We start from the raw sequence: 18,125 nt of genomic DNA on the forward strand, positions 1-18,125 counted from the left end.
ATCGTTGCCGGGAACAAGGCAGCATATTCTTCCTTGGTGCAATTGCAGACCAATAGATCTCTGTATTTTCCGAATTGCTGCTTGTTGCCGAGGGATGCGGGGCAAAAGGACTGACACCGCAATGGTGACGCGTGCGCAGCAAGTTGGCGTCGTTATCGGCCTGGCCATCGTTACAGCACTGACGATCCTGCGGGCAAGCGATCCTCAGTTGCTGAGGCTCGCCCGCGATCTGACATTCGACCAGTATCAGCGCCTGGTGCCCCGGACCTTCGAGAACCAGCCCGTCCGGGTGATCGACATAGACGAGGCGTCGCTACGCGAGTTCGGTCAATGGCCTTGGCCGAGAAACCGGATTGCCGCCCTTGTGGACAGGCTTTCCGATATGGGCGCGTCCGCCATCGCTTTCGATATTCTCTTTGCCGAGCCCGATCGCCTGTCTCCCAGCAATGTCGTTCGCGATGTCACCGGCATCGACCCCTCGCTGCTGGGCAAGCTGCCGGATAATGACGAGATTTTTTCGCAATCGCTGTCGGGAAGACCGGTGGTCCTGGGCTTCGGCCTGTCCAACGAAGGAAGCTATCTGCCGCCGGTCAAGGCGGGCTTTGCCTATACGGGCGAAAGTCCCTTCGATGCACCGCCGGCAATCAAGGCAGCAACGCCGCTGCAGCCGAAACTGGAGGCCAACGCCGCCGGTCTCGGTCATATCAGCCTCAATCCTGGCGCATCGTCGGCGGTGGTGCGCTCGGTGCCGCTTTTTCTCAGCAGCGGCAAGCAGCTTTACCCCAGTCTTGCGCTCGAGGCGCTCCGCGTCGCACAAGGGGCCTCCACCTACATACTCGACGCGGCGCCGGACACGCCGAATACGCTCACCCGGGTCAAGATCGGGAATTTCGTGGTGCCGGTAACGGCGGCCGGAGAGCTCTGGCTCTATATCAGCCCCGATACGCCGGAACGGTATATTTCGGCAAGCAAGGTGCTTGCGGCAGGAGGCGCCTCCGCCGATATCAGAACCGCCATCGAGGGCAGCATCGTGTTCGTCGGAACCTCTGCGTCCGGCCTCCAGGATGTCCGCACGACAGCCCTTGGTGAAAACGTGCCGGGTGTTTCCATCCATGCGCAGATCCTCGAGCAGATCCTTTCAGGCCGCTTCCTTTCCCGGCCGGATTGGGCAGACGGGCTGGAAATCCTGTCCATTGCCGTATTGGGCAGCCTGCTGGTGATCCTTACCACCTTCGTCAATCCGGCCGTTGCGCTTGGCTGCGGCCTGCTGATTACCTTTTTTGCTCTTGTGGCCTCCTGGCTCGCCTTCCTTTACGGTGGCCTTCTCTTCGACCCGCTGGCGCCCATTGTCGCCGGATCGATCACGCATTTCGCGGCGACGGCATTCCGCTTTCTGGTGACCGATCGGGAGCGACGCGACGTGCGGCGGGCTTTCGGCCACTATCTCTCGCCATCGCTGCTCTACCGCATCGAGCATACGCGCAATGCCCTTCGCCTTGGAGGAGATGAGCGCGAGCTGACCGTCATGTTCGTCGACGTGCGAAACTTCACCCAGATCAGCGAGGAGTTGACACCCAGCGCCGTCGTCGCGTTTCTCAACACGCTGCTCGATGCGCTGAGCCACCATGTCATTGCCAACGATGGCACGCTCGACAAGTTCATCGGGGATTCGATCATGGCCTTCTGGAACGCTCCCGTGGATGTCTCCGACCATGCCGGCAAGGCCGTGCGGGCGGCCCTGGGCATGCGGGAAACGCTCAGCCGCCTCAACAGCGACGATGCATTCGGTTTCGGAGACGCGCGGCGGGTCGGAATAGGAATCGGCATACATACGGGGCTTGCATGCGTCGGCAACATGGGCGCCGAGACACGCTTCAACTACACGGCGGTCGGCGATGCCGTGAACATTGCCGCACGCATCGAATCGGCCTGCAAGGACATCAGCTTCGATATTCTCGTGTCGGAACCGACAGCCAGCCTGCTGCCCGATTGCGCCCTGCTCGAGGCCGGAGCGCTGACGCTGAAGGGCAAGAGTATGCGAACCAAGCTCTTTGCTGTGGTCGGCGATGCGCGCCTGGCAAAGGCCGCTGATTTTACCGAGCTTCAGGCCATGCACAGGCGGCTTGTCGCTGCCCTGCAAATACGGTCGCCGAGCAGCCGCAAACTTCTCGGTGCCACAAAACTCAAGGCGGAGGTCGCAACGACTGGGCTGCTGCGGGAGTTTTACAGTCAGATTTCGCGCCGAGCCGGACACTTTGTCGACGAACCTGCCAAAAAAGCGGCCGACCTCTAGCTGATCCCGCAACCGCCGCCCTCGTCTCCTGTCTCCTACCGGCGATGATGCCCCTGGTCGTGAGTGTCATGATCGCCGTCATCGCCATCGCTGTTCCGGTTGCTCCAGTCATGGTGGCCCCAGCCGTGGTCGCCTCTGCCATGATGATGGTCATGATGATCGTGGTGATCGTGATGGTCATGATGGTGGTGATGCTCGCCTTCGCCGCCGCCGTGCTTGGGTGGCTTGCCGGGCGTGCTCGGCGGATTTGGGACATTCGGCGTGCTGGGAGTTTCGGACGTGTCCGGTGCTGTGGTGCTCGGCGATTGCTGTGTGCTGGGTACGTTCGGCGTGTTGGGCTGGGTCGGAGCGGGATTATTGGCCGGAACGCTGCGCGGCGATGTGCCGCTCGGCTGATCTTTCATCGCCGTCGACAGACCGCATCCGCCACCGCCGGCAAAGCCCATTCGTCCTGAAAGTTGTTGATCTCCGGATAGAAACGGCAGGGCTCGCTGGTTGCCGAGCGTCTTGAGAATGTCGCGGTTGACCCGGCGAGGATCGCTTATCTGACCGTTGCGGTTGGCAACGACGCAGTCGCATTGCTGCTTCAACTGCCTGCAGCCACCCGCGCCGCAGAACTGAGCGGCTCCATTCAAGAGAACGACAGCCGTCGTGCCGTTCGCTCCGACATAGAAATCAAACACCGTCCCGCGCACGCCGATCGTTCCGGCGGGCGTGACGATTTGATAGGCCGAGGACTTTGAATTTCCGCTTATCCAGCGAAAGGTCCCCTTCGCGGCATTTATGGTAAGCTTTTTCACCGAACCCGAGTCATCGAAGACGAATTTGTCGATGACCACGGACGAGCCGGCTCCGACAGCCAATTTCGTACCATCTCGAAATGTGAACTGTCCGAGGCCGGAAAGGGACGTGCGAATTTTCTCGTCCCGGTGGACGGGATCATCGACGGCCAGCGGACCGCCGGCACCCGTCACTTCGGTCTTGATCAGCACCGCCTGGCCGACCGCCTCGGCGGCTTCTGAAGACAACGGCGCGAGCAGCGTCGCGCTCAGCACAGCGATCGCGGCGTCACGCAGAGACAACATCCCACCCTCCAAGATTATTTCCATTTTACCATGGGATAATCCCGGATGTCCCATCATCCTTTCTGAGTATAGGCGATGAAGGCAGAGCTATTGCCGCATTGGGCCCGGCGATAACCGGACACAATCCATGGTGTGTGTTCTCGACAAAACTTCACGAAGACCGTTCGGCAAGACCTATACGACATTCCGGCTTGCTCGAATTCTTCAATATGACCGCCTGCCACTCCAACCTCACCCATCAAAATTGACCGGATATTATCGGAGCGCGGTATTGAACCGATCTTCGAAGGAACTCGTCGCCTGACACGGCTTTATCGCAGAAGTGGCGTGACACCATTGAGCATATATAGCTCTAACTATATGTTTTAAAATATTTTTATGGAATATATCAAGGCGCGTCCATCACGCGTCGCTCGCAGAACGAACATCTGCGAGACGCGGTGTCGGCCGGCGTCAGACCGGCCGATGTCGGGAGAGGACAGCTTCAGAGCTGGATCCATGCCGTCTTCAGGTCGACATACTTATCGAGCGCGTGCAGCGACTTGTCGTGGCCGTTGCCGGATTGCTTGACGCCACCGAGCGGCACGCTGTTATCGGCGCCGCCATAGGTGTTGACATGCACCACGCCGGCGCGGATCCCACGCACCATCCGGTGGGCGCGCGACAGGTTGGACGTCCACACGGCCGAGGCCAGGCCGTATTCCGTGGCATTGGCGATCTGCAAGGCCTCCGCCTCCGTCTCGAAAGGTATGATCGACAGGATCGGCCCGAACACCTCTTCGCGTGCCAGGGTCATGGATTGCGTCACCTCAAACACCGCAGGCCGCATGTAGTAGCCGCCGGTCTCCTCGAGAATGCGCGAACCGCCGGTGCGCAGCGACGCGCCCTCCGACACCGCCTGCGAGATAAAGCCGAGATCCTTCTTCAGCTGGATCTCGCTGGAAATGGCACCTGCTTCCGTCGTCAGCTGCAGCGGGTCTCCGACCTTCATGCTCTCGGCGATGCGAGCGACCTTCTCGGAGAAGGCGGCGTGGATCGACTTTTCGACGAGCAGCCGCGAACCGGCGACACAAACCTGCCCGGAATTGCGGAAGATACCATAGGCCGACACCTTGGCCGCCTGATCGAGATCGGGCGCATCGGCAAAGACGATGTTCGGAGACTTGCCGCCAAGCTCCAGATAGACGCGCTTCAGGTTCGAGCGCGCCGAATACTCCAGAAGCCGGCGTCCGACGGGGCCGGAGCCGGTGAAGGCGAGGACGTCGACTTCCATATGCAGTCCGAGCGCCTCGCCGCAGACCGCGCCGCGCCCGGTGACGACGTTGAGTACGCCTTCAGGCAAGCCGGCTTCCGTGCAAATTTCGGCAAGCCGCAGCAGCGTCAGCGACGCGCCTTCGGCGGGTTTCAGCACCACGGAATTGCCGGCGGCAAGCGCCGGGGCAATCTTCCAGGCGCCGATCATCATCGGGAAATTCCATGGCACGATGGCGGCCACGACGCCGATAGGCTCGCGATGGACGAGACCCAGAATATTCTGCGCCGTCGGTGCGATCTCTCCATAGACCTTGTCGATCGCCTCGGCATAGTAGCGGAAGGTGCCTGCGGCACTGCCGGGTTCGGCCTTCAGCGCCATCGAGATTTCCGTGCCATTGTCCCTTACGCCGAGCACGGCCAGTTCGAGCGCGTTCTTCTCGATCAGTTCGGCAATCTTCAACAGAACTTTCTTGCGCTCCGCCGGAGCGGCTTTCGACCAGCTGCCCTTTTCGAAGGCATGACGTGACGCCTTGACGGCAAGATCGACATCTTCGGTGCCGGCATCGGCAATCGTGGTCAGCCTCGTTCCGTCGATCGGCGAAATGACATCCATGGCAGCGCCGCTGACCGGCTGGCGCCAGGCGCCGCCGATGAACAATGCCTGCGGGGCAACGGATAATGTCCGGAGCTGGTCGATCTTGTCCTGCATCTCATTCTCTCACAAAGAGGGTGGCTCTTACGAAGAGGGTGGCGGGTCCTCCCCGCCACCCCGATTGGAACTGGCTCAGGCTTCCTGGCCGGCACCGAGGCGGGCATAGCTTGCCGCATCCGACGACTTCAGGCGAGCCGCGGCGATAAATCCGACGATCGCCGCGATCAGCACGAGCCCCGGCAACACTACGGCAAGCGCGCCATTGGCACCGGCAATAGCGCCGAAGTTCGCCGAGATATAGTAGACGAGCGCGAGAAGGATCAGACCCGTTACGATCGGCAACACCTTGATCGCCAGCACGTTGCGCTCAAGCCCCGGATTGCGGCTGAAGAACGCCACGATCGAGAAGGCGGTGAACGCCATCAGCAGGATGATTGCCAGCGTGGCGACATTGGTGAGCCAGGAGAAGAGCGCCAGCACCGGATCCTGACCCGTCACCGCAAACAGCGTAACCACCAGCACGGCGATGACGGTCTGAATGATCGAACCGACATGCGGGCTCTGGAAGATCGGATGCGTGACGCCGACCGACTTCGGCAGCAAGCCCTCGCGACCGGCGACATACATGTAACGCGCCACGCCATTGTGGAAGGCGAGGATGCCGGCAAACAGGCTGGTGATGAAAAGAACGCTCATCACGACGGTGATCCAGTGGCCGACATAGCGCTCGGCAAGGCCGAAGAGGAAGGTCGTCGGATCGGCAAGGCCCTGCAGGGTCGGAACGAGCTTGTCGACGCCGGCGCCGGCCACCATCAGCCAGGAGGTCAGCATATAAAAGAGGCCGATGATGAGAACGGAAATGTAGGTCGCGCGCGGCACGGTCTTTTCCGGCTCACGAGCCTCCTCGCTGTAGATGGTCGTTGCCTCGAAGCCGATGAAGGCAGCAAAGCAGAAGAGGAGACCGATGGCCGGCGTTCCGCTCCAGAAGGCCGTAGGCGTGAAGGGCGCGGCAGAAAGACCTGCATCGCCGCCCTTCACGAAAATAGCAGCGTCGATGACGAGCACGACGACATATTCAAGAATGACGAGCACCGTCAGCACCTTCGCCGATAGATCGACCCGACGGTAGCCGAAAACGGCGACGAAGGCGACGCCGATATAGCTCCAGACCCACCAGGGGAGATCGATGCCGAGCTGATCGGCAAAGAACCCCTTGGTTGCCGCGCCAAAGAGCCCGAGAACGCCGACCTGCATGGCATTATAGGCAAGGATGGCGATCAGGGCGGCCGCGCCGCCCATGAGGCCGCCAAGGCCTTGAGCCGTGTAGGCATAGAAGGCGCCGGCATTGCGGATATGGCGAGCCATGGCGACATAGCCGACCGCAAACAGCAACAGAATGCCCGTCACCAACAGGAAGGTGAGCGGTATGCCCGGTCCATTGCCGAGCATCATGGAGAGCGGCACGCCGCCGGCAACCGCCGTCAGCGGCGCTGCGGCCGAAACGACCAGAAAGGTCACGGCACCCACGCCGAGACTGTTCTTGCGCAGCTGGTTTTCAGCCGCGCCTTGCGAATTTTGTGTGTTCATCTGCGTTGGTTCCCCTTGTTTAAGAACATCCGATCATCGCTGCGACGGTGCGCAGGCGACCTCCACCAAAACCGGACTGACGAGCGGGGTTTATGCTTTTGTTGATTTTGCCGTCGTCAGCGCTTACGGTTCATTATTTGAACCACAGCTTCAAATATAGACTTGCAAACATTCCTGACCTCTGTCAAGTTATTTCGCATGTTAAGTATCTTGGGTCGCTGCTATCGTGCTGCGGCGCAGGGTCAGCGACCTGATTTGACGAAAGGCCCCGGCTGGACGCACAAAATCGGAAGCTGACCAACCCAAGAGGAGGAACGATGAGCACGATCGGAAAGGCGCTTGCATTGCTGGACACCCTGTCACGGCTGGACAAGGAGGCGGGTCTGACCGACATCGCCCGCCTGTGCGCGCTGGACAAGGCGACGGCACGCCGCTTTCTGGTGGAGCTGGAAAAGTACGGCTTCGTCGAGCAGGATCTGGAGACGCGCCGATATCGCATCGGCTCTGCGCCGGTTCGCCTCGCACGCATCCGCGAAGCCCGCTTTCCGCTGCTGCGGATTGCCATCCCCTTTATCAGGACGCTCGCCGAATCATCGACGGAGACCGTGCATCTCTCGGAATTCTCGGGTGGACGGCTTTCGACCGTTCATGTGGAGGATTCGCCGCGCGCCCACCGCATCATCGTCGATGTCGGCAGCCTTCTGCCCCTTCACGCCACTGCATCCGGCCTTGCATTCCTCGCCTTCTGCCCACAGGCGGAGATCGAGGAAGCGCTTGGAAAGCCGCTCGAGCAATTTACCGACCACACCGTCGTCGATCCGCAGCTGCTGCGCGCGATGCTCGATGAGACGGCGGCACGCGGCTTTTCCATCAGCCATCAGGGCCTCGAGGCCGGCGTCATCAGCACGGCCGCGCCGGTGCGCACGCCCAATGGCCATCCGATTGGCTGCGTGGCGATTGCCGCCCCTCTCTCCCGCACCTCGAAGACGGCCATCCAGGAACTGGGCGCGCAGGCCGTCGCCGCGGCCAATGCGATCTCAGAAAAATATTATGGGTCGGAAAGACCCATGGGAACCATTCCAAAAATCAGGAGGACAGATTGATGAGCCCTGAGGCTTCCCTGCCGAGGATACTCGTCATCGGAACCGGTGACACCAAATGCGACGAACTGCAATTCATGGCATCCGTCATAGAGGAAGCCGGCGGCCAGCCGGTCATGATGGATGTCAGCATTCTCGGCGATCCACCCTACACTCCCGATTATTCCAAGCATGATATAGCCAAGGCCGCCGCGACCACCATCGGGGAAATCACCGAAAGCGGCGATGAAAACAGCGCCATGGCAGCCATGGCGAAGGGCGCATCGGCTCTGACCCGGCGTCTCTATGAGGACGGACAGGTCGACGGCGTGATCGTGCTCGGCGGCTCGATGGGCACGGATCTGGCGCTCGATGTCGCCGCGGTCCTGCCGCTCGGCGTCCCGAAATTCGTGGTCTCCACCATCGCCTACTCCCATCTCATTCCACCCGAACGTATCGCCCCGGACCTGATGATGATCCTGTGGGCCGGCGGTCTCTATGGTCTGAACAGTATCTGCCGTTCTGTCCTGTCGCAGGCCTGCGGCGCGGTCGTAGGAGCGGCAAAGCATGGCAGCAGGCCCGATCACAAGCGCCCGCTCGTCGGCATGACCTCGCTCGGCTCGTCCTGCCTGAAATACATGAAATATCTGCGGCCCGAGCTTGAAAAGCGCGGTTATGACGTTGCCGTGTTCCACTCCACCGGCATGGGCGGACGAGCCTACGAAGCGATCGCCTCCCAGGGCGGCTTTGCTGCCGTCTTCGACTTCTGCATCCAGGAAGTCAGCAATCATCACTACGGCTCCGTGGTCACCTCCGGACCGGACAGACTCGAGAATGCCGCCCGCGCCGGCATTCCGCAGATCGTCGCGCCCGGCGCAGTCGACATGGTCGATCTTCAGGCTTGGCAGGCACTCCCGGAGATTTTCGCCGACCGTCCGTATCACGCCCATAACCGGCTGATCGGATCGGTAACGACATCGCCGGAGGGGCGCCGCGAAGTCGCCCGCTTGATCGGACAGAAGCTCGCACGCTCCGACGCGAGGATCGCCTTCCTGCTGCCGACCGAAGGGTTGCAGGAATGGGACAAGCCGGATGAGCCGCTGCATGACCCGGAAGGCCTCGACGCTTTTCTCGATGAGATGCGGCACGCCATTCCATCCTCCGTCGCCCTGCAGGAAGTCGATGCCCATATCAACGCGCCGGCCTTCTCCGCCGCCGCACTCGCCATCTTCGACACCTGGGTCGCAGAGGGCGTCATTCCGGAGGGACGGCCATGACAAAGGAACGTGCTCTTATCCTCGACTTCGGCGGCGTCGTCACCCGCACCCTGTTCGAAACGCACGACATCACCGAACGCACGCTCGGACTTCCGAAGGGGTCGCTGACCTGGCTCGGACCGTTCGATACGACGACGGACCCGCTCTGGGTCGCGATGCAGAACCGCGAGATCACCGAACGGGACTATTGGCTGACGCGCACCGGCGAGGTCGGCAAAATGGTCGGCGAAAACTGGACCGACATGCAGACCTTCGTGCGCCGGGCGCGCGGCGCCGAGCCGGAACTGGTTCTGCGTCCCGAAGCCCGCGACGCCATCCTGCGCGCCAAGGAGGCCGGTCTCAAGCTCGCCATCCTGTCGAACGAACTCGACCTGTTCTACGGCGTCGAGTTCCGCGAGCGTTTTCCGCTGATCGACCTTTTCGACGTCATCGTCGATGCCACCTACACGAAGATCCTCAAGCCCGATCCGCGCGCCTACGAACTCGTTCTTTCCGAGCTCGACCTGCCGCGCGAGGCCTGCGTCTTCGTGGACGACCAGAAGAAGAACATCGAAGGCGCCGAAGCCGTCAATCTGCCCTATGTGCATTTCGACGTGACCCGACCTGCCGAAAGCTATGCCCGCGCACTTGCCCTGCTGGGGCTCTGAACCAAGAGGAATCGACATGCGTGAAACCAATTTCATCATCGAAAACAATGCCCGCCACCTGTGGCACCCGATGGCTCACCCGGCCGAAATGCAGGCACATCCGCCGCGCATCGTCAATTCCGGCGAAGGCGTCGAGATCGTCGATATTCAAGGCAAGAAGGTGCTGGACGCCGTCGGCGGCCTGTGGAACGTCAATCTCGGCTACTCCTGTGAACCGGTAAAGAAGGCAATCCGCGACCAGCTCGACGAGCTTCCTTATTATTCGACCTTCCGCGGCACGACGAACTCGCCGCTGATCGAACTGTCCTACGAGCTTGCCGAATGGTTCAAGCCGGATGGATTGAGCCGTTCCTTCTTCACCTCGGGCGGTTCGGATTCGGTCGAGACCTGCCTGCGGCTGGCGCGCCAGTACCACAAGGTCAACGGCCAGCCGGAGCGCACCAAGTTCGTCGCGCTGAAGAAGGGCTATCACGGCACGCATTTCGGTGGCGCCTCCGTAAACGGCAACCAGAATTTCCGCCGCAACTACGAGCCGCTGCTTCCGGGCGTCATCCACCTGCCCGCCCCGTTCACCTACCGCAACCCGTTCAACACCACCGACGGCGCGGAGATTGCCGCTGCCATCGGCAGGCTCTTCGAGGATGAAATCGCCTTCCAGGGCGCCGACACCATCGCCGCGTTGATCGTCGAACCGGTGCTGGGTGCCGGTGGAGTCATCGTCCCGCACGAGACCTTCCTGCCGCTGATGCGCGAGATCTGCGATCGTCACGGCATCCTGCTGATCGCCGACGAGGTCATCACCGCCTTCGGCCGCACCGGTGCCTGGACCGGATCGCGCCTCTGGGGTGTCAAGCCGGACATGATGTCGACTGCGAAGGCCATCACCAACGGCTATTTCCCCTTCGGCGCCGTGATGATCTCCGACAAGGTCGCCGAGGCCTTCGAGAGCAACAAGAACTCGGTCGGCAACATCGGCCACGGTTACACCTATTCCGGCCATCCGGTGGGCGCCGCCGCAGCGCTTGCGACATTGAAGGAAACCAGGAAGCTCGACGTGGCCGCCAATGCCGCTGCCCGCGGAGAAGAGCTGCTGGCCGGATTGAAGGCGTTGCAGAACAAGCATGAATTGATCGGCGACGTGCGCGGCAAGGGCCTGATGTGCGCCATCGAACTCGTCAGCGACCGGGCGAAGAAGAGCGGAGCTGCCAAGGACGTCGTCCAGAAAGTCCATGACGCGACGTATGAGGCCGGCGTCATGGTCCGCACGTCCGGCGCCAACGTCATCATGTCGCCGCCGCTGATCGTGACGGCCGGGGATGTCCAGACGATCCTGACCGCGCTCGACGCAGGTCTCGCCGCCGCGAGGGCCTGATGATGTCCGACAATGCAACCCTTATCGCGCGACGCGAGCGGCTTCTCGGCCGGAACATGTCGCTCTTCTACGACGACCCGGTGCATCTGGTGCGCGGCGAAGGCGTCTGGCTCTGGGACGCCGATGGCCGCAAGTATCTGGACTGCTACAACAATGTGCCGCATGTCGGCCATTGCCATCCCCGCGTGGTCGAGGCGATCACGCGGCAGGCCTCGACGCTCAACACGCATACCCGCTACCTGCATGAAGGCATTCTCGACTACGTCGAGCGGCTGACGGCGACCTTCGACAAGAGCCTCAATGCCGCGATCCTGACCTGCACGGGCAGCGAGGCGAACGACGTGGCCTTGCGCATGGCGCAGGCGGTGACCGGCAAGACGGGCGTCATCGCCACCAACCACACCTACCACGGCAATACGGCCGCGGTGTCGCAACTGTCGACCCGCATGCCCCCGGTCGGAGGCTTTGGCGGCCATGTCCGGCATGTGCCGGCGCCGGATAGCTACCGTCCGCTCGGCGGTGAAGGCGGAGACGCCTTCACCACGGCTTTCGCAGCCGAAGTCGAGAAGGCGATCGCCTCGCTTCAGGACAGCCCGCACGGCTTTTCGGCCATCATCATCGATCCGTTCTTCGCCAATGAGGGCTTCCCGGATCTGCCGCCGGGCTTTCTGGACAAGACAGTCGCAGCCGTCCGCAAGGCGGGTGGCCTCGTGATTACCGACGAGGTGCAGCCTGGTTTCGGCCGCACCGGCTCGCATATGTGGGGCCATCAGCACGCCGGCATCGTCCCCGACATCGTGACGCTCGGCAAGCCGATGGCCAACGGCCATCCGGTCGGCGGCGTCATTGCCAATGTCGATACGATAAACGCCTTCCGCAAGGCGTTCCGCTACTTCAACACCTTCGGCGGCAATCCGGTCTCCTGCGCGGCGGCCATGGCTGTGCTCGACGTGATCGAAGACGAAAACCTTCTCGAGAACGCCCGCAACGTCGGCGAGTACACGCGCGACGCGTTCGATCGGCTTGCCGAAAAGCATTCGATCATCGGCGACGTGCGCGGCAGCGGCCTCTTCATGGGCACCGAATTCGTGCTGGACAGGCAGACGAAGGAACCGGCCGCCGCACAGGCGACCAGGATCGTCAATGAAATGCGCGAACGCGGCGTGCTGATGGGCAAGATCGGCATTCACCAATGCGCCACGAAGATCCGCCCGCCCATGCCGTTCACCAGGGAGAATGCCGACTTCATGTTGTCGATTTTCGACGACGTCCTGTCCGGCCTGTGAGGCAAGCATGGCTGATCAGTTGCCGCAGACCATCCGCGACGCTCTGCAGAAGCGTGCGCTGGAGGCACTCGACCATTGGCCGGTAAAGGCCGACGAACCTGTCCTGATGAAATATCGGGAGAATGCCGTCTTTCGCATTACGCTCGCGGACGGACAGTTCGCGGCGCTCAGGCTGCATCGGCCGGGCTACCACGACGAGACGAGCCTGCGCTCGGAACTGCATTTCATGGCCGCCCTCAAGCTCGGCGGCCTCGATGTGCCGAGTCCGGTGCCGACGAGCGACCGGCAGAGCCTCGTCCGCCTTCCGGCCAACAGGCATTTCGCCGAACAGCATGCCGACGTGGTGAGCTGGATCGATGGCGTTCCGCTCGGGCAGAGCGGGACACCGCTCTCGCAATCGGCTGACATGCAGACAAGGGTCTTCTTCCGCATCGGTCACAGCATGGCCACCATGCATGAGCTTGCCGACGCCTGGAGACCGCCGGAGCGGTTTCGCCGCCCGGCATGGAACACCGAAGGCCTGGTGGGAGAGAAGCCGCTTTGGGGACGGTTCTGGGATTGCCAAGGCCTTTCGCCCGATAACGCCGCCGCGCTCTCGGCATTGCGCGGCGAGCTGCGCCGCGCCCTTGCGAACGCGGACAGCCGAAACCTCGACTATGGGCTGATCCATGCCGATCTCGTGCGGGAAAACATCTTCCTGACGGGAAATGACAGCAATGTCGCCTTCATCGATTTCGACGATGCGGGGCATGGCTTCCGCCTGTTCGATCTCGCGACGACCTTGCTCAAGAACCGCAGGGAACCCGCCTATCCGGCAATCGAGGAGGCGCTGATATCTGGTTATCGCAGCCGCCGTGCGCTCTCCGACGCTGCCTTGGCAAGCCTGCCGCTCTTCATGGTGCTGAGAAGCCTCACCTATATCGGATGGCTCGCCGAGCGCCCGGAAATTCCGGACGCCGCGGAACGCCTGTCGCGCTACGTCGACGAAAGTCTGGAGATGGCAAGAAAGCTCGATACGGCTGCTTGACATCTTTCGTATAATTGTTAACGTGTTAAGTAAATAAGGGATCGGGAGGACTCAATGCCACATCTCGCCATCGAGTATTCGGCCAATCTGGAAGGCCGCGCCGATATCGGCGCGCTCTGCGAGCGGCTGTTGAAGACGGTTCTGGAGACCGGCCTTTTCGAGGTCGGCGCCGTGCGTGTTCGCGCCTTTCGCGCCGATCATTATGCCATCGCCGACAGGCTGCCCGAGAATGCGTTCGTCGATCTGAACTTCCGCATCGGGAAAGGCCGAACAGACGATGAGAAAAAGCGCACCGGCGAAGCAATTTTCGCCGCGGCCATCGACGTTCTGAGCCCGCTCTTCGAGACGCCGCATTTCGCCCTGTCGCTGGAAATCCGCGAGATCGACGCGGAGCTGAGCTGGAAGAAGAACGCCATCCATCCGCGGCTGCGCGGCAAGTGACACCTCCCCTTGGCGGGACGACATAACACCAAAGGAATAGACGATGTCCAAATTGCAGGAAAACATCGCGAAGGCGGAAAGCTTTCTGGCTCGGTTCAAGGATCGCGGCGTTCTCAACCGCATCAATGGCGAGGATGTGCCGGCTGACGATGGTTCGACCTTCGAGACCATCTCGCCCGTCGATCTGAAGCCGCTCGCCACCGTTGCCCGCGGCAAGGCCGCCGATATCGATCGCGCTGCGAAAGCCGCAAAGGCAGCCTTCGCCGAATGGGCGGCCATGCCCGGCGACGCGCGCAAGAAGCTCCTGCATAAGATCGCCGACGCGATCGTTGCGCGCGCCGAAGAGATCGCCTTCGTCGAATGCATGGATACCGGACAATCGCTGAAGTTCATGGCCAAGGCCGCCCTGCGCGGAGCCGAGAATTTTCGCTTCTTCGCCGACCGCGCGCCGGAGGCCCGTGACGGCAAGGCGATCCGCGCCGACGGCCAGATGAACCTGACGACGCGCGTGCCGATCGGCCCTGTCGGCATCATCACGCCCTGGAACACGCCCTTCATGCTGTCGACCTGGAAGATCGCCCCGGCTCTCGCCGCAGGATGCACGATCGTCCACAAGCCGGCCGAATTCTCGCCGCTGACCGCACGCCTGCTGGTCGAAATCGCCGAGGAAGCCGGCCTGCCCAAGGGCGTGTGGAATCTCGTCAACGGCTTCGGCGAAGATGCCGGCCGCGCGCTGACCGAACACCCGTTGATCAAGGCGATCGGCTTCGTCGGCGAAAGCCGCACCGGCTCGATGATCATGAAGCAGGGCGCCGACACGCTGAAGCGCGTCCATTTCGAACTCGGCGGCAAGAACCCGGTCGTCGTCTTTGCCGATGCCGAGCTGGAGCGTGCAGCCGATGCCGCCGTCTTCATGATCTATTCGCTGAACGGCGAGCGCTGCACCTCGTCCTCGCGCCTGCTGGTCGAGGAAAGCGTCTACGACAAGTTCACCGCAATCGTCGCCGAAAAGGCCAAGCGCATCAAGGTCGGCCATCCCCTCGATCCGGAAACGGTCGTCGGCCCGCTCGTTCATCCCGTGCATGAAAAGAAGGTGCTGGAATATATCGAGATCGGCAGGTCCGAGGGCGCGACGCTTGCAGCCGGCGGCGAGAAGATCAACGGCCCTGGCGGCGGCTGCTATGTCTCCCCCACCCTATTCACCGGCGCCAACAACAAGATGCGCATCGCCCAGGAAGAAATCTTCGGGCCGGTGCTGACCGCCATCCCGTTCAAGGACGAAGCCGATGCGCTCGCCCTTGCCAACGACGTCCAGTACGGCCTGACCGGCTATCTCTGGACATCGGACGTGACCCGCGCCTTCCGTTTCACCGATCATCTCGAAGCCGGCATGATCTGGGTGAATTCGGAAAACGTACGCCATCTGCCGACCCCCTTCGGTGGGGTCAAGAACTCCGGCATCGGCCGCGACGGCGGCGATTGGTCCTTCGATTTCTACATGGAAACCAAGAACATCGCCTTCGCCACCAAGCCGCACGCCATCCAGAAGCTCGGCGGCTGAGCCGCCAATATAGATAAAGACGCATAAAGAGGAGGAACCCATGCCCCTGCCGAAACCCAATCTCTATCCGCCCTTCAACATCGTGCGCCTCAGCCATGTCGAATTCGGCGTCACCGATCTTGCCAAATCGCGCGCCTTCTATGTCGACACGCTCGGCCTGCAGGTGACGGACGAGACCGCCGATACCATCTACCTTCGGGCACTCGAGGAACGCGGCCACCATTGCATCGTGCTGAAGAAGTCCGACAAGGCGGAAGCCCGCGACCTCGGCTTCAAGGTGTTCGGCGACGAAGACCTCGACAAGGCGGCGCATTTCTTCAAGGGCAAGGACCTGCCGGTCGAATGGGTCGAGCGCCCGTACCAGGCGCGGACGTTCCGCACCCGCGATCCGCACGGCATACCGCTTGAATTCTATTCGAAGATGGACCGGCTGCCGCCGATCCATCAGAAATACGCCCTCTACAAAGGCGTGAAGCCGCTGCGCATCGACCACTTCAACTGCTTCTCGACCAATGTCGACGAGAGTGTCACCTTCTACAACGAACTCGGCTTCCGCGTCACCGAATACACCGAGGACGCAGAAACGGGTCGTCTCTGGGCTGCCTGGACGCATCGCAAGGGCGGCGTCCACGATATCGCCTTCACCAACGGCCGCGGGCCGCGCCTGCACCACACCGCATTCTGGGTGCCGACGCCGCTGAACATCATCGACCTGCTCGACCTGATGGCGACCACCGGCTGGGTTTCCAACATCGAGCGCGGACCGGGGCGCCACGGCATCTCCAACGCCTTCTTCCTCTATATCCTCGATCCGGACGGCCACCGCATCGAAATCTACTGCTCGGACTATCAGACGGTCGATCCCGATCTGGAGCCGATCAAATGGGATCTCAAGGACCCGCAGCGCCAGACACTTTGGGGCGCACCCGCTCCCAAATCCTGGTTCGAACATGGTAGCGTGTTTTCCGGTGCGGAAGTGGCGGAGCCTGACCTGAAGGCACAGCCGATTATCGCGCCTTAAGCGTTACCCTTGAGAGCGGGCGAGAAACGCCCGCTCCTCATCAACGTTCGCGAGGCGAGGAGGCATTCATGCATTTGAAAGACGCAACATTGTTCCGGCAGGCAGCATTGGTCGGGGGCGAGTGGATCGAGGCCGATCCCTCTCATGCGATCAAGGTCGACAATCCGGCAACCGGCGAGATCATCGGGCTTGTTCCCAATCTGGGTGCCGCCGAGACGAAAAAGGCGATTGCCGCGGCCGAGATCGCCCAGAAGGAATGGGCCGCCCGCACCGCCAAGGAGCGCTCCGGCATCCTCCGGCGCTGGTTCGAGCTGATGATGGAGAACCAGGACGATCTCGGGCGCATCCTGACCGCCGAACAGGGCAAGCCGCTTGCCGAGGCCAAGGGCGAGATCGCCTATGGTGCGAGCTTCGTCGAATGGTTCGCCGAAGAGGGCCGCCGCGTCTATGGCGACATCATCCCCGGCCACCAGAAGGACAAGCGCATTCTGGTCATGAAGCAGCCGATCGGCGTCGTCGCGGCCATCACCCCCTGGAACTTTCCGAATGCGATGATCACCCGCAAGGCCGGCCCTGCCTTTGCCGCCGGCTGCGCCATGGTGCTGAAGCCGGCCTCGCAGACGCCGTTCTCCGCAATCGCCATCGCCATCCTCGCCGAGCGCGCCGGCCTGCCGAAGGGCTTGTTCAGCGTGATCACGGGTTCGGCTCGCGCCATCGGCGCCGAGATGACCGCAAGCCCGGTCGTGCGCAAACTCACCTTCACCGGCTCGACCGAAGTGGGTGCCGAGCTTTACAAGCAGAGCGCGCCGACCATCAAGAAGCTGGGCCTCGAGCTCGGCGGCAATGCGCCCTTCATCGTCTTTGACGACGCCGATCTCGATGCCGCCGTCGAAGGCGCGCTGATCGCCAAGTTCCGCAACAACGGCCAGACCTGCGTCTGCGCCAACCGTCTCTACGTGCAGGACGGCGTCTATGACGCTTTTGCCGAGAAGCTGTCCAAGGCTGTCGGCTCGCTCAAGACCGGCAACGGCTTCGACGAGGGCATCAATCTCGGCCCGCTGATCGACGAGGCAGCTCTTGCCAAGGTCGAGGAGCATGTCGCCGACGCCCTTTCCAAGGGCGGCCGCATCGTCGCCGGCGGTCATCGCCACCAGCTCGGCGGACGCTTCTACGAGGCGACCGTGCTCGCCGATGTCACGCCATCGATGGCCGTCGCCAGGGAAGAGACCTTCGGGCCGGTCGCTCCGCTCTTCCGCTTCAAGGACGAGGCCGATGTCATTACCCAGGCCAACGACACCGAGTTCGGCCTTGCCTCCTATTTCTATGCCAAGGATCTCGCCCGCGTCTTCCGGGTCGCCGAGGCGCTGGAATACGGCATGGTCGGGGTCAATACCGGCCTGATCTCGACGGCCGAAGCCCCCTTCGGCGGCGTCAAGCTCTCCGGCCTCGGCCGCGAGGGGTCCCGCTACGGCATCGAGGAATTCACCGAAATCAAATATGTCTGCCTCGGCGGCGTCGTCTGAGGCTAAGGGAAGGCCCGAGA

The 18,125-nt window shown here is 62.1% G+C and carries 14 protein-coding genes; 11 read left to right on the top strand and 3 right to left on the bottom strand.

The genetic code is table 11. The annotated features are described in order from the left end of the window. The first annotated feature begins 121 nt into the window (after window positions 1-121). A complete protein-coding gene (locus tag GR212_RS05885) occupies window positions 122-2,293 on the top strand; it encodes a CHASE2 domain-containing protein (protein ID WP_246725690.1) in 2,172 nt (723 codons plus the stop codon). Between the two features lie 35 nt (window positions 2,294-2,328). On the opposite strand, the gene GR212_RS05890 is transcribed toward GR212_RS05885, so the two are convergent. The 3 genes from GR212_RS05890 to GR212_RS05900 all read right to left on the bottom strand — a co-directional run bounded on the left by GR212_RS05890 (window position 2,329) and on the right by GR212_RS05900 (window position 6,871). Then, window positions 2,329-3,378, bottom strand: a complete 1,050-nt coding sequence (locus GR212_RS05890) for a FecR family protein (RefSeq protein ID WP_163985732.1) — start codon at window positions 3,376-3,378, stop codon at window positions 2,329-2,331. A 484-nt stretch (window positions 3,379-3,862) separates the two neighbouring features. Beyond that, complete coding sequence (locus tag GR212_RS05895; RefSeq protein WP_163985524.1) at window positions 3,863-5,341, bottom strand: aldehyde dehydrogenase; 1,479 nt, start codon at window positions 5,339-5,341, stop codon at window positions 3,863-3,865. A gap of 75 nt (window positions 5,342-5,416) precedes the next feature. Beyond that, entirely contained in the window at window positions 5,417-6,871 is a 1,455-nt protein-coding gene (locus GR212_RS05900) for an APC family permease (protein WP_163985525.1), read from the bottom strand. Window positions 6,872-7,188: 317 nt separating this feature from the next. Between GR212_RS05900 and GR212_RS05905 the strand changes: the two genes are divergently transcribed. The 10 genes from GR212_RS05905 to gabD all read left to right on the top strand — a co-directional run bounded on the left by GR212_RS05905 (window position 7,189) and on the right by gabD (window position 18,105). Further along, complete coding sequence (locus GR212_RS05905; RefSeq protein WP_163985526.1) at window positions 7,189-7,974, top strand: IclR family transcriptional regulator; 786 nt, start codon at window positions 7,189-7,191, stop codon at window positions 7,972-7,974. Then, a complete protein-coding gene (locus tag GR212_RS05910) occupies window positions 7,974-9,227 on the top strand; it encodes a Tm-1-like ATP-binding domain-containing protein (protein ID WP_163985527.1) in 1,254 nt (417 codons plus the stop codon). Before GR212_RS05905 ends, GR212_RS05910 begins: the two co-directional genes overlap by 1 nt. Beyond that, the gene (locus tag GR212_RS05915) at window positions 9,224-9,874 is read left to right on the top strand and encodes an HAD-IA family hydrolase (protein WP_163985528.1); all 651 of its coding nucleotides are present in this window, start codon (window positions 9,224-9,226) and stop codon (window positions 9,872-9,874) included. Before GR212_RS05910 ends, GR212_RS05915 begins: the two co-directional genes overlap by 4 nt. A gap of 16 nt (window positions 9,875-9,890) precedes the next feature. Further along, window positions 9,891-11,246 (top strand): aspartate aminotransferase family protein, encoded by a 1,356-nt coding sequence (locus GR212_RS05920; RefSeq protein WP_163985529.1) that lies wholly within the window; start codon window positions 9,891-9,893, stop codon window positions 11,244-11,246. Window positions 11,247-11,248: 2 nt separating this feature from the next. Beyond that, window positions 11,249-12,532 carry an aspartate aminotransferase family protein gene (locus GR212_RS05925; RefSeq protein WP_163985733.1) on the top strand — a complete coding sequence of 428 codons (1,284 nt, stop codon included), beginning with the start codon at window positions 11,249-11,251 and terminating at the stop codon, window positions 12,530-12,532. A 7-nt stretch (window positions 12,533-12,539) separates the two neighbouring features. Continuing rightward, entirely contained in the window at window positions 12,540-13,559 is a 1,020-nt protein-coding gene (locus GR212_RS05930; protein ID WP_163985530.1) for a homoserine kinase, read from the top strand. Window positions 13,560-13,613: 54 nt separating this feature from the next. Continuing rightward, window positions 13,614-14,000, top strand: coding sequence for a 5-carboxymethyl-2-hydroxymuconate Delta-isomerase (locus GR212_RS05935; RefSeq protein WP_163985531.1), 387 nt, complete (start codon window positions 13,614-13,616; stop codon window positions 13,998-14,000). Between the two features lie 43 nt (window positions 14,001-14,043). Then, a complete protein-coding gene (gene hpaE / locus GR212_RS05940; RefSeq protein ID WP_163985532.1) occupies window positions 14,044-15,561 on the top strand; it encodes a 5-carboxymethyl-2-hydroxymuconate semialdehyde dehydrogenase in 1,518 nt (505 codons plus the stop codon). A gap of 40 nt (window positions 15,562-15,601) precedes the next feature. Further along, complete coding sequence (hpaD, locus tag GR212_RS05945) at window positions 15,602-16,582, top strand: 3,4-dihydroxyphenylacetate 2,3-dioxygenase (protein WP_163985533.1); 981 nt, start codon at window positions 15,602-15,604, stop codon at window positions 16,580-16,582. Window positions 16,583-16,650: 68 nt separating this feature from the next. Beyond that, window positions 16,651-18,105 carry an NADP-dependent succinate-semialdehyde dehydrogenase gene (gene gabD, locus GR212_RS05950; RefSeq protein ID WP_163985534.1) on the top strand — a complete coding sequence of 485 codons (1,455 nt, stop codon included), beginning with the start codon at window positions 16,651-16,653 and terminating at the stop codon, window positions 18,103-18,105. Window positions 18,106-18,125: the final 20 nt, after the last annotated feature.

It is taken from the genome of Martinezella lusitana (assembly GCF_010668395.1).
Classification (GTDB): domain Bacteria; phylum Pseudomonadota; class Alphaproteobacteria; order Rhizobiales; family Rhizobiaceae; genus Rhizobium; species Rhizobium lusitanum_A.